The sequence below is a fragment of the Serratia sp. CY47444 genome (assembly GCF_052168635.1).
Lineage (GTDB): Bacteria > Pseudomonadota > Gammaproteobacteria > Enterobacterales > Enterobacteriaceae > Serratia > Serratia bockelmannii.
This window is the reverse complement of the sequence record NZ_JBJNMH010000017.1, coordinates 50,099-62,624: the sequence shown is the minus strand read 5'-3', so window position 1 is coordinate 62,624 and position 12,526 is coordinate 50,099. Positions and strand designations below refer to the sequence as shown.

Sequence of the window (12,526 nt, the reverse complement as noted above, 5' to 3'; positions counted from 1 at the left end):
TACCGGGAGGGCCGACTTTACTGCATCAGCGCAGGCCCGGCGACAGAATGACGAAAAAGCCGGCGCGGGGCCGGCTTTGAGCGTCTTACAGCAGGAACAGGGTGGCGAGGCCGAGGAAGATGAAGAAGCCGCCGGTGTCGGTCAGCGCGGTGATGAGCACGCTGGAGCCGACCGCCGGATCGCGGCCCAGTTTGAGCATGGTCATCGGGATCACCACGCCCATCAGCGCCGCCAGCAGCAGGTTGAGTAGCATCGCCAGCGTCATTACGCCGCCCATCGCCGCGTCGCCATACAGCAGCCAGGTGATCACGCCCATGATGCCGCCCCACACTACGCCGTTGATGATGGCCACCCCCAACTCTCTGAGCATCAGGCGCGAGATGTTGCCGACTTCGATCTGGTGCAGCGCCAGCGCGCGCACGATCATGGTGATGGTCTGGTTGCCGGTGTTGCCGCCGATGCCGGCGACGATCGGCATCAGCGCCGCCAGCGCCACCAGCTGGGAAATGGTGTGTTCGAACAGGCCGATCACGCGGGAGGCTATGAATGCGGTGCAGAGGTTGATCGCCAGCCAGGCCCAGCGGGTCTTGACCGCCTTGCTGACCGGGGCGAACACGTCTTCTTCCGGGCTCAAACCGCCCATGCGGCGCAAATTGGTGTCGCTCTCTTCGTTGACGGCGTCGACGATCTCTTCGATGGTCAGGCGGCCCATCAGTTTGCCTTTGGCATCAACCACCGGGGCGCTGATCAGGTCATAACGTTCGAAGGCGCCGGCCGCATCATCGGCCTTGTCTTCGGGCTGAAAGGTGGCGGGATCGCTGTCCATCACGTCGCGCACCGGGATCTCCGGATCGTTCAGCAGCACCGCGGTCAGCGGCAGCTCGCCCAGCAGTGTGTTTTTGCGGTCAGTGACGAACAGTTTATCGGTGGCGTCGGGAATGGTTTTGCGCATGCGCAAAAAGCGGTGCACCGCGCCGAGCGTGACGTCCGGCCGCACCGTCACCAGTTCGAAATCCATCATCCAGCCGACGCTGTCTTTGGCGTATTGGCTCATCTCGCGCACCTGGGCGCGCTGCTCCGGCTCCAGCGAGGTCAGCAACCGGCCCATCAGGTTACGCGGCAGGTATTGCGCCAGGTAGGCCTGTTCGTCGACATCCAGCGTTTTGATCGCCTTGAGCAGGTCTTTGTCGCTCATTTCCTCGATCAGGCTGTCCCAGACCGGCTCGGCGACTTCCACCAGCGTCTGGCCGCGCTTGCTGTTGCCCACCAGCCGCCACAGCGCCATGCGTTCGTCCTGCGGCAGCGCTTCCAGCAGGTCCGCCAGGTCGGCGGCGTGCATGTCGTCCAGCAGGCCGGTAATTTCCGCCGTTTGGTTCAGCCGTTCGCTTTGGCTGAGGGCGTGTTCATCCCCCGGCCGGCCGAGAATGCCGTCGACCAATTCCTTATTGTTCAACAACAGAGTAAGAATGCGCTGGCGGTGTTCAGCGACTTTTTTGACGTTATGGGTTGCGGCTGACATGGTGTTCCTTAACGGGCGCTCGGCGTTCCTGACGCAGGCTCATTAAAAGATAGAGCATAGCGAGTGCCGGAGTCATTTTTATGAAACGGACGGGGCGCGGCGGTTATTCAGAGGAGGCGTCCTGTTGCGGCGCGCTGACTTCGGCGGCGTTTTGCGCAGCGGCCTGCTTTTTTTCCTGATGATGAGGCACCGCCACCACGGCGGCGTACAGCAGTCGGCCGACTAAAATGATAAAGCTGATAAACAACACTATCTTCGTCATCTGTCCGGTGGTTTTCTTGCGCATATATCACCCGGTATGCCGGTGTCCTGTGTTATTCGCTCGAGAATTTGTAACCGGATTTTAGGCGCTGATGACAAAAGTTGTCCATTTTTTTCCGGCGAGCGGCGCGCCGTATTAGGGTTTCGTTTAGGTTGGCGGAGCGGGGGCGGAAAGAAAAACCCCCTGGCTGGCAGGGGGCGAAGGATCAGGCGGAGCGCTGTTCGTCTTGCGAGCCTTCTTCGTCGATCAGCAGCTTCCAGCCGACGACGTCGTTCCAGTAGGCCTGCTCGCGCTCGAAGTCCAACTGCACCAGGTTGTTTTGCGCCAGGTAGCCGGCCGGGAAACGCAGCGTCCAGTGGTTGTCGTCGGTGGTCAGGCGCAGCGTTTCCGGCGTGGTGGTCGACTGACGCTGGTTGTTGAGCAGGGTGCTCAGACGCAGCAGCTGGATCAGCGGCAGGTAGTGTTTCTTCTTGAACAGGTTAAGGCGCGGCAGCTCTTCCAGCTTGATCGCCTTGCGGTGGAAGCGCACCAGCGCCGCCAGCAGCAGCTGCTGTTCCTGATTGAAGCCAGGCAGGTTGGAGTTTTGCAGAATGTAGGCCGAATGGCGGTGCATGCCGCTGTGGTTGATGCTCAGCCCCACCTCGTGCAGCATGGCGGCCCATTTCAGCAGGGCCTCCAGCTGCGGATGCGCCAGCTTGGTGTTTTGCGCCATCCACTGTGAGTAGAGCAACTCGGTGGTTTCCAGCACCCGTTTGGCCTGTTCGCGGTCGATGTTGTAGTGATCGGCCAGGCTCTTGGCGGTGCGGCTGCGGATGTCCTGGTGGCGGAAACGGCCTTCCATTTCATACAGCACGCCTTCGCGCAGCGCGCCGTCGGACAAGCGCAGATCGCGGATCGCCAGCGCGTCGAACACGCCGCACAGGATAGCCAACCCCGGCACGAACACCGATTGGCGGTCTTCCGACAGCCCCGGCAGGCTCAGCGAGCCGAAGCTTTTGAACTGCAGCACCTGTTCGGCGAGCATTTCCAGGCGTTCCAGGGTGATGAGACCGTCTTTTTCTCCCATCGCCACCAGCACTTCGTGGGCGGCCTTGATGGTACCCGAGGCGCCCAGCGCGTACTGCCAGCCCTGAATGCGGTACTGCCAGGCCAGCGTTTCCAGCTTCTGTGCCGCCGCCAGCCGCGCGCGGCGGAAGTTGTTTTTGCTGATCTCTCCGCCGGGGAAGAACAGCTGGGCGAAGCTGACGCAGCCCATGCGGCGGCTTTCCGCCAGCAGCGGCTCGAAGTCTTCGCCGATCACCAGCTCGGTGGAGCCGCCGCCGATGTCGATCACCAGCTTGCGGCCTTTCTCCGGCTGGGTGTGTTCCACGCCCATGAAGATCAGGCGCGCCTCTTCCTGGCCGGCGATGATTTCGATCGGGTAGGGGATCACTTTGGCGGCGCGCTTGAGGAATACTTCGGCGTTCACCGCCTGGCGCAGGGTGTGGGTCCCGACGATGGTGACGTTATCCGCCGGGAAGCCCTGCAGCCGTTCGGCAAACAGCGCCAGGCAGGCCAGGCCGCGTTCTATCGCCTCTTCACTGAGTACGTTGTTGCTGTCCAATCCGTCGGCGAGATGTACCCGTTGTTTCAAACGGCCCAATACCTGTAAAGCGCCGTTGACGACGCGGGCGATCACCATGTGGAAGCTGTTCGACCCGAGGTCGATGGCGGCGATTTCCTGCGGTTTGTTCGATGCAGTGTTTTTTAGCGGCATAGTTGCTGGCCTACTGTCCTGGTTGTTCCAGAGCTTTTAAATACTCGTAAATAGCCACCTGGGCGCGCACTTTGCGGCGGTTGCCGCGCGGCACGTACTGGTTGCTCAGTTCTTTATCCACATAACGGGCCTTGACCGTATCGCTGAACAGGATCTCCAGAATGTCCAGAACGCGCTGTTTCAGCGCCGGATCCAGCAGCGATACCGCCACTTCGATACGGTAATCTATGTTGCGGGTCATCCAGTCGGCGGAGGACAGATACACCCGTTTGTCACCTTTATTGTCGAAAACGTAAACCCGATCGTGTTCCAAAAAGCGATCGACGATGCTGATCACCTGAATATTGTCGCTGATCCCCGGCAGGTTGGGAATCAGGGAACACATGCCCCGCACCAGCAGGCGGATCTTCACGCCGGCGCCGGACGCGGTATATAACCGATCTACCAGTCCTTTATCCACCAGATTATTTATTTTCAACATAATGCCGGCCTGTTCCCCGGCCTGCGCGTTGGCGATTTCGTTGTCGATCAGCTCATACAGCTTCAGGCGCGAGTTCTGCGGCGACACCATCAGGTTGTCGAAGGTGACCGGCCGGTAGGGGTTCTCGATAAAGTTGAATACCCGGCGCACCTCGTTGGTGATGCGTGAATCGGCGGTCAACAGCGAATAGTCGGTGTAGATGCGCGCGGTTTTTTCGTTAAAGTTGCCGGTGCCGATATGAGCATAGCGCACAATGTCATCGCCTTCACGGCGTGAAATCAGGAACAGCTTGGCGTGGATTTTCAGGCCCGGTGCGGAGAAGATCACGTGTACGCCGGCCTCGGTCAGGCGCTTCGCCCAGTGAATGTTGGCTTCTTCGTCGAAGCGCGCCTGCAGCTCGACCACCACCGTGACCTTCTTGCCGTTGTGCGCGGCGTGGATCATCGATTCGATGATGCGCGAATCTTTCGCCACTCGGTAGATGTTGATTTTGATCGCCAACACGCTCGGATCGAACGACGCCTGGCGCAGCAGCTCCAGCACGTGCTCGAAGGTGTGGTACGGGTAGTAGAGCAGCACGTCTTTTTCACGAATGGCGTCGAAGCCGTTGCGGAAACCGTCGAACCAGATGTGGCGCAGGCGCGGCAGCGGCTTGTTGACCAGATTGGCCTTGCCGACGTTCGGGAAACTGATGAAATCTTTGAAGTTGTGGTAGCGGCCGCCGGCGATCACCGAATCGTAGTTGGAGATGCCCAGCTTGCCGCGCAGCAGTTCCACCATTTCGTTCGGCATGTCGCGCTGATAAACAAAGCGCACCGGCTCGGCGGTCAGGCGCTGTTTCAGGCTGGAGGACATCAGTTCCAGCAGGCTGGATTCCATTTCGGTGACCAGATCGTACTCCGCGTCGCGGGTCATTTTCATCGAATAGGCGTTGAGCGCATCGTAGTCGAAGAAGCCCTTGAAGATATCGTCTAGGCAGTAACGCAGAATGTTGTCCAGCAGGATCATCGGCTTACGGCGGCGCGGCGCTTCCGGCGGCAGATTGACGAAGCGCGGCACCTTGTCGGACGGGATCTCCAGCAGCGCATAGTCGGTGCGGGCGCCGCGGATGATCTCCACCGCCAGATAGGTGTAGTCGTCTTTCAGGAACTGCACCAGGTTGGTGTCGTGGTTGATCAGGATCGGCGTGATGTGCTGGCGCAGATGTTGTTTGAAATATTGCCGCAGCCAGATTTGCTGGTTCTCGGACACCTGGCGTTCGTTGATCAGGAAGATCTGGTTGCGGGCCATTTCCAGCAGCAGATCGTTGTACAGGCCGTCGAACTCCTGATCGGTTTTCAGCACCTTGGCCTGGATCTTTTTCAGCAGGTGGCGCGAGGAACCGGCGGAGCCTTGCTCTTCGCTGATCAGGATGCGCCGTTTGAGATCGGCGAAGCGGACTTTATAGAACTCGTCGAGGTTGTTGGAGTAAATGCCCAGAAAACGCATACGTTCAATCAGGGGATTGCTCTTATCTGCGGCTTCCTGCAACACGCGTTCATTAAAGGATAACCAGCTTAGTTCTTTTTCGATGTAGAGCTTTTCCTGACCCATTGCCACTCCAGTTCAAATTTAGAATAGGATCCGGGACGCAGCGCCCGGATGCCGCTCTAGTGTCCTTCATCATTATTGCGAGAGATTGACAGGAAAGTCCAACATATCCATTGCGTTGGCGCGCGGCGTTTTTCGGCGGCAATAAATTTTCCCCGCGGCGGGATGCTCGGCAGTAAAACGATCAGCATGAAATGACGGCTAGCAGGCTTATTCTTGGCGTTATAAAGCGTGTTTATGGTCATTTTTCAGCAATATATCAAATTCATATTGTCTGTTGGCAGTGTAAAAAACCTGGGTTGAGTCGGGTAACTTTGTCATGCAAACGTCATAAAACTGACATAAGATGCCCGGTTATCTTACGGCGTAAGCCCGATTACATCAGCGACAGCGAGACACATGACACAGACGACGGCCAATCAACATCCCCGAGATCGCATGCGCGGGCGCATCGACCGCGGCGTGCAGGCGGCAGTGACCGCCAGCGGGCTGATGGTGCTGATGACGTTGATGCTGATCTTCGTTTATCTGCTGTTTGCGGTGCTGCCGCTGTTCAAACCGGCCTCGCTTGGGCAGGCTCAGCCGCTGCCGATCGCGGTGTCGGCCCCGGCGCTGGCGCTGGGCATGGACGTGCAGCAGCGCGTGGGTTATCGCATCGACGCGCAGGGCGCGGGGCAATTTTATCGTCTGACGCCGGCGCCGAGCGGCCAGGCCCAGACGCCTCTGGTGCAGCAGACGCTGCTGGCCAAACCGGCGCTGCTCGCGCAGGCTGCCGGAGAGCGCGATCTGTTTGCGCTGGCGCAGGCCAACGGCCGGTTGGTGGTGGCACGCGCGGACTTCGCGACGGCGGAAAACGGCCGGCCGCAGTGGCAGTTCCCGCTTGGGCAACAGCCGTTGGCGCTGGATCCGCAGAACAAACCGCTGAAACTGCTGTCGTTGGCGGATGCGCATCGCGGGCAGTATCTGTTGGCCGGGGTGACCGACGATCGGCGCCTGGTGTTCGGTCGCTTCAGCCCCGACCGGCCGCCGCAGTTCAGCGAGCGTCCGCTGGAGCACGACGGGGAGCAACTGGTGCTGACGCCGGATGGCCGCCAGCTTTACCTGCTGAACGGCAACCGGCTGGCGCGTTATCAGATCGACGGCGCGCAGCTGCAGCTGCGTGAAACGCGTACCCTTGGCGAACACGCCCCGTATCAGATGACGGCGCTGCCCGGCGGTAGCGCGCTGCTGATCAAGGGCGCCGACGGCAATCTGCGCGAGTGGTTCGAGGTGGAAAAAGATCGGCGCTGGCGCCTGACGCCGGTGCAGCATTTCGATCACGGTGCTGACGGGCAGGAGCTGACGGTGGCCGAGCCTTACCGCCGTGTGTTCGCCACTCTGCGGCCCGATGGCGGCTTCTCGTTATTTTCCGCCATTCAACCGCAGCCGCTGCTGAATACCCGTTTGGGTGCCGAGGTGCGGCAGATGGCGTTCGCGCCGCGCGGCGATGGTCTGCTGCTGGAGAGCGCGCAGGGCTGGCAGCGCTATGCGCTCGACAACCCGTATCCGGACGTCACCTGGCGTTCGCTGTGGGGCAAGGTGTGGTATGAGAACTACCCGCAGCCGGCCTACGTCTGGCAGTCCACCTCCGGCGAAGACAGCTACCAACCCAAATTCAGCCTGATGCCGGTGATCTTCGGCACCTTCAAGGCGGCGGCTTACGCGATGCTGTTCGCCATACCCTTGGCCTTGGCCGGCGCCATCTATACCGCTTACTTTATGACGGCGGGGCTACGACGGGTGATCAAACCGGCTATCGAAGTGATGGGCGCGCTGCCGACGGTGGTGATCGGGCTGGTGGCCGGCATCTGGCTGGCGCCGATCATCGAGCAGTATCTGTTGGCGGTGCTGGCGTTGCCGCTGCTGCTGGCGGCGGCGGTGCTGCTGTGCGGCGCGTTGACCCATCGTTTTATGCCGCGCTGCCGGCCGGGCGTCGATCTGCTGTTGCTGTTGCCGCTGCTGGCATTGACGGTATGGCTGGCGTTCAGCCTGGGGCCGTGGCTGGAGGTGGCGCTGTTTGGTGAGCCGTTGCATTTCTGGCTGGGGGATAATTATGACCAGCGTAATGCGCTGGTGGTGGGCGTGGCGATGGGCTTCGCGCTGGTGCCGATCATCTTCTCGCTGGCGGAGGACGCGCTGTTCAGCGTGCCGGCCACCCTGAGCCAGGGCTCTTTGGCGCTGGGCGCCACCCAATGGCAGACGGTGATCAAGGTGGTGCTGCCTTCCGCCAGCGCCGGCATTTTCTCCGCGCTGATGATCGGCTTTGGCCGCGCGGTGGGGGAAACCATGATCGTGCTGATGGCTACCGGCAACACGCCGATTATCGACGGCAGCCTGTTCCAGGGGCTGCGCGCGCTGGCGGCCAACATCGCCATTGAAATGCCGGAGGCGGTTTCCGGCAGCAGCCATTACCGCGTGCTGTTCCTGACTGCGCTGGTGCTGTTTGTCTTCACCTTCGTGTTCAACACGCTGGCGGAGGCGGTGCGCCTGCGGTTGCGTAAGCGTTACACGCCGAATCAGGAGGCGCCATGAAGAGCTGGGTGAAGAGCGGGTCGCCGTGGGTGTGGCTGACCGCCGGTTCGGTGGCCGTCAGCCTGTTGGCGCTGATCGGCATTCTGCTACTGCTGGCCGGGCAGGGGATGCGCTATTTCTGGCCGAGCCCGGTTTATCAGTTCGAACTGAATCAGAACGGCGCTGGGCCGGTGACGGTGATCGGTGAGTTGTACCAGCAACAAAGCATTTCCCGGCGCCAACTGGCCGAGGCGGGCGTCACGCCGCCGGGCGAGGCGCAGAACGTCGAACGTTATCTGATTAAGGTCGGCAACCGCGAACGCGAGGGGCAGGATTTCCGCACCTTGCTGGCCAGCGATATCCGCAGCCAAAGCGCGCCGCGCAGCCTGCTGGTGCTGGAACGCGACAGCCACGGTACCGCTTACGGCTATCTGGCGGGGCTGCTGGAAGACGGGCAACCACTGACCGGCCGCAATCTGGGGCAGGCGTTGCAGCAGCGCCTGCCGCAAATCGCCGCGCTCTCGCGCCAGGCGCACGACATTCAATTCCGCGACATGGCGCGCATCAATCAGCAGTTTGACGCGCTGCGGCTGCGGGAAAAGCGCCTGCAGCGCGACGATAAGCTGGACGCCCGCGCACAGGACGCCATCAAGGCCGAACGGCTGGAGCTGCAGCGGCAGTATCAGCTGTTGTCCGAACGTCTGGCGGGGCTGAACCGCGATCGCCAGCGCGACGCGTTGCTGCTGCGCGACATGCACGGGCAGACGTTGACCATTCCGCTCAGCCAGGTGCGCGATGCCTGGTACCCGAACGCCATGAGCACCACCGAGAAGCTGATGCACTGGGGCGAGCAGGTGAAGAAGTTTCTCACCGACAGCCCGCGTGAGGCGAATACCGAAGGCGGGGTGTTCCCGGCCATTTTCGGTACGGTGTTGATGGTGATCCTGATGTCGATCGTGGTGATGCCGTTTGGCGTGATCGCGGCGCTGTATCTGCACGAATATGCCGGCAACAATCTGCTGACGCGGGTGATCCGCATCGCGGTGGTCAATCTGGCCGGCGTGCCCTCGATCGTCTACGGCGTCTTCGGCCTCGGCTTTTTTGTTTATATGATCGGCGGCACGCTCGATCAGCTGTTCTATCCTGAATCTTTGCCTAACCCGACCTTCGGCACGCCCGGCGTGCTGTGGGCGGCGCTGACGCTGGCGCTGCTGACGCTGCCGGTGGTGATCGTCGCCACCGAGGAAGGGCTGTCGCGCATTCCCGCCTCGCTGCGGCAGGGCTCGATGGCGCTGGGCGCCAGCCGGGCCGAGACGCTGTGGCGCATCGTGCTGCCGATGGCGGCGCCGGCGATGATGACCGGCCTGATCCTGGCGGTGGCGCGCGCCGCAGGGGAGACCGCGCCGCTGATGCTGGTGGGGGTCGTGAAATCGGTGCCGGTGCTGCCGGTGGACGAGATTTTCCCGTATCTGCACCTGGAGCGGAAGTTCATGCATTTGAGCTTCCAGATCTACGATATGGCATTCCAGAGCCCGAGCGTGGAGGCGGCGCGGCCGCTGGTGTTCGCCACCGCCTTCTTGCTGGTGACGATCGTGGTGAGTTTGAATCTGGCGGCGATGGGCATCCGCCATTCGTTGAGGGAGCGGTACCGAGCATGGTCGCAGTAACAATGACGCTATTTTTGGGGAGTGCGTAATGGGTTTGATGACGCCAGGCAGTTTGCCCCGGCTGGATGTCCAGCATCTCGACGATGAACAGACCGCGCTGGCGGTCAACGGCCTGAACCTGTTTTATGGTGACAAACAGGTGCTGCACGATATTTCGCTGCGTATCCCGAAACATCGGGTGACGGCCCTGATCGGCCCTTCGGGCTGCGGCAAATCGACGCTGCTGCGCTGTTTCAATCGCATGAACGATCTGGTGGACAACTGCCGCATTGAGGGCGATCTGCAGCTGAACGGCGCGGCGATCTCCGGCGCGCAGATCGACGTGGCGGCGCTGCGGCGGCGGGTGGGCATGGTGTTCCAACGGCCGAACCCGTTCCCGAAATCGATCTATGAAAACGTGGTGTACGGCCTGCGGCTGCAGGGCGTGCGCGACCGGCGCTTGCTGGATGAAGCGGTGGAGCGTTCACTGCGCGCCGCCGCGTTGTGGCATGAGGTAAAAGACCGGCTGCGCGAAAATGCGTTCCGCTTGTCCAGCGGCCAGCAGCAGCGCCTGGTGATCGCGCGCGCCATCGCCATCGAGCCGGAAGTATTGCTGCTCGACGAGCCGACCTCGGCGCTCGATCCGATCTCCACGCTGACCATCGAAGAGCTGATTTCCGCACTCAAGCAGCGCTATAGCGTGGTGCTGGTGACGCACAACATGCAGCAAGCGGCGCGCGTCTCCGACTACACCGCCTTTATTCATCAGGGGCGGCTGGTGGAATACAACGACACCGACGCCATTTTCACGTCGCCGCGCCAGCGCCGCACCGAGGATTATATTACCGGGCGGTATGGGTGAGTTCTGGGGGGCGTTGCATACGGCGCCCCTTTTCCCGTCTTTGTGTTTCCTCCGATTATTCTCGCTAACACGCCAAGCACGTCTTTTCACTGGCTACATTAATAAAAATAATTCTCATTTGCATGGACGGAGCCAGCGAATTGTTTATAATTCGCCAATCTGTGTAAATCAGTGTAAATGGATGTGTTTGAATGTGTGCATGGAGGCTTGGCGCCTGGTCGCTATTATTAGCGTTTTGCAGCTCGGCGTGGTGCGCGGAAATCACCAGCCCTGCCGATCGCGACAGCATTACCCAACAGCAGAAAACGTTGCTGGAACAGGCCCAGCAGCAACGCGAGGCGCTGCAAAATAACGTTGAACTGCCGGCGTTACCGCTGCCTGAGCCGGCCGCCGCAGGGGCGGTTTGCCAACCGGTGCGGCAGATCGTTTTTCAGGGCGCCGAACATCTTTCCTGGTCGGTAAAAGAAAGCCTGGTCCGCCCGTATCAGGGGCGCTGCCTGACGCTGGAGCACATCAACCGTCTGGTGCGCGAAACCACCAATGCTTATCTGCAACGCGGCTATGTCACTTCGCAGGCCTGGCTGCAGGAGCAGGATATCTCCCGCGGCGTGTTGACCGTCAGCGCCAGCGAAGGGCGAATCGAGTCCATCACGCAAAACGGTGAGCAGACGCTGGCGTTGAAGATGGCGTTCCCCGGTCTGGTTGGTGACGTATTGAATCTGCGCGATATCGAGCAGGGCATGGAGCAGCTCAACCGCCTGCCGTCGCAACAGGTGACTATCGATATTCAACCTGGCGAGCAACCCGGCTTTTCCAACGTGGTTTTGCTGCGCGGTGCCACGCGCGCACCGGTCTCTTTCTCTTTCGGCGCCGATAACAGCGGCCAGAAAAGCACCGGCACCGGGCAGATGAACGCCGCCTTCTCGCTGGATAATCCGCTGCATCTTGCCGATCAATGGTCGCTTTCCGCAGCGCGCAATAACGATTTCAGCCCGCATTATCGCAGCCGCAGCCTGAACGGCAGCGTTACCTTACCCTATGGCTATTGGCTGTTCAGCTACCAGTATACCTGGAACGATTTTTTCCAGCAGGTGCCATTCAACGGCACGGCTTACCGCTATCAGGGCAACAACCAGACTCAGCGTTTGGGCGCCAACCGCACGTTGCTGCGGGATGGCAAACGTAAGCTGGCCGTCGATATCGGGCTGGCGCGGCGCACCACGGAAAACAAGCTGGCGGGGGAACGGTTGGGCGTCAGCAGCCCGACGCTCAGCATTGCCAGCCTGGGCCTCAATTACAGTGCGGTCGCGGGCGGCGGCTATATGACGCTGAACCCGACGGTAAGCCGTGGGCTGCGCATGCTGGGCGCCACCGCCGACGATCCTGAGCGCAACGGGGCGCCGCGCAGCGAGTTCCGCAAGCTTGGTCTCAGCGCCAGCTATTTCTATCCGCTCGCCCCCTCTCTCTACTACCTGACCTCGGCCTACGGGCAAACCAGCGCAGACAACCTGTATGCCGGGGAACGCATTTCCATCGGCGGGCAATACTCGGTGCGTGGCTTTAAAGAGCAGTACCTGACCGGCAATCGCGGCGCCTACTGGCGCAATGAACTCAACTGGCAATGGCGGACGTTGCCGGGGCTGGGGGCGCTTTCTTTGACCGGCGCGTTAGACGCCGGCTGGCTGCAGGGGCGCGCCGGGCAGATAGACGGCGGCAGCGTCGTTGGTGCGGCGCTGGGCACCACGCTAAGCGGCCGCTGGTTCAATCAGGCGGTCACCGTCGGTAAACCGCTGACGCACCCAGACAGCCTGCAACCGGATCGTTGGGTGGCCTACTGGCAGGCCACCGTCACGTTATAAC

8 protein-coding genes are annotated in these 12,526 nt (G+C 61.1%); 4 read left to right on the top strand and 4 right to left on the bottom strand.

Translation table 11 applies throughout. From position 1 onward, the window contains the following. Positions 1 to 85: 85 nt before the first annotated feature. From mgtE to ppk1, 4 genes are all read right to left on the bottom strand, one after another. The gene (mgtE, locus tag ACJ8IL_RS19525; RefSeq protein WP_025303851.1) at positions 86 to 1,519 is read right to left on the bottom strand and encodes a magnesium transporter; all 1,434 of its coding nucleotides are present in this window, start codon (positions 1,517 to 1,519) and stop codon (positions 86 to 88) included. A 103-nt stretch (positions 1,520 to 1,622) separates the two neighbouring features. Beyond that, complete coding sequence (locus ACJ8IL_RS19520) at positions 1,623 to 1,805, bottom strand: YfgG family protein (RefSeq protein WP_004941600.1); 183 nt, start codon at positions 1,803 to 1,805, stop codon at positions 1,623 to 1,625. 181 nt (positions 1,806 to 1,986) lie between these two features. Beyond that, positions 1,987 to 3,537: an exopolyphosphatase gene (gene ppx, locus ACJ8IL_RS19515; RefSeq protein ID WP_025303850.1), complete on the bottom strand. Its 1,551-nt coding sequence runs from the start codon at positions 3,535 to 3,537 to the stop codon at positions 1,987 to 1,989. 10 nt (positions 3,538 to 3,547) lie between these two features. Next, positions 3,548 to 5,611 carry a polyphosphate kinase 1 gene (gene ppk1 / locus ACJ8IL_RS19510; protein ID WP_025303849.1) on the bottom strand — a complete coding sequence of 688 codons (2,064 nt, stop codon included), beginning with the start codon at positions 5,609 to 5,611 and terminating at the stop codon, positions 3,548 to 3,550. Between the two features lie 396 nt (positions 5,612 to 6,007). Between ppk1 and ACJ8IL_RS19505 the strand changes: the two genes are divergently transcribed. The 4 genes from ACJ8IL_RS19505 (at position 6,008) to ACJ8IL_RS19490 (ending at position 12,525) form a co-directional block, all read left to right on the top strand. Further along, on the top strand, positions 6,008 to 8,179 hold the full coding sequence (locus ACJ8IL_RS19505; protein ID WP_060434410.1) for an ABC transporter permease subunit: 2,172 nt from the start codon (positions 6,008 to 6,010) through the stop codon (positions 8,177 to 8,179). Then, positions 8,176 to 9,825, top strand: coding sequence for a phosphate ABC transporter permease PstA (gene pstA, locus ACJ8IL_RS19500; protein WP_060434412.1), 1,650 nt, complete (start codon positions 8,176 to 8,178; stop codon positions 9,823 to 9,825). Before ACJ8IL_RS19505 ends, pstA begins: the two co-directional genes overlap by 4 nt. Positions 9,826 to 9,853: 28 nt before the next feature. Next, entirely contained in the window at positions 9,854 to 10,666 is an 813-nt protein-coding gene (gene pstB / locus ACJ8IL_RS19495; protein ID WP_019452422.1) for a phosphate ABC transporter ATP-binding protein PstB, read from the top strand. Between the two features lie 191 nt (positions 10,667 to 10,857). Continuing rightward, a complete protein-coding gene (locus ACJ8IL_RS19490; RefSeq protein WP_442516766.1) occupies positions 10,858 to 12,525 on the top strand; it encodes a ShlB/FhaC/HecB family hemolysin secretion/activation protein in 1,668 nt (555 codons plus the stop codon). Position 12,526 lies beyond the last annotated feature (1 nt).

Coding starts and splice junctions, on each gene's coding strand:
- ACJ8IL_RS19490 (WP_442516766.1), top strand. CDS start 10,858: ATGTGTGCATGGAGGCTTGGCGCCTGGTCGCTATTATTAGCGTTTTGC.
- ACJ8IL_RS19520 (WP_004941600.1), bottom strand. CDS start 1,805: ATGCGCAAGAAAACCACCGGACAGATGACGAAGATAGTGTTGTTTATC.
- ACJ8IL_RS19505 (WP_060434410.1), top strand. CDS start 6,008: ATGACACAGACGACGGCCAATCAACATCCCCGAGATCGCATGCGCGGG.
- ppx (WP_025303850.1), bottom strand. CDS start 3,537: ATGCCGCTAAAAAACACTGCATCGAACAAACCGCAGGAAATCGCCGCC.
- ppk1 (WP_025303849.1), bottom strand. CDS start 5,611: ATGGGTCAGGAAAAGCTCTACATCGAAAAAGAACTAAGCTGGTTATCC.
- pstA (WP_060434412.1), top strand. CDS start 8,176: ATGAAGAGCTGGGTGAAGAGCGGGTCGCCGTGGGTGTGGCTGACCGCC.
- pstB (WP_019452422.1), top strand. CDS start 9,854: ATGGGTTTGATGACGCCAGGCAGTTTGCCCCGGCTGGATGTCCAGCAT.
- mgtE (WP_025303851.1), bottom strand. CDS start 1,519: ATGTCAGCCGCAACCCATAACGTCAAAAAAGTCGCTGAACACCGCCAG.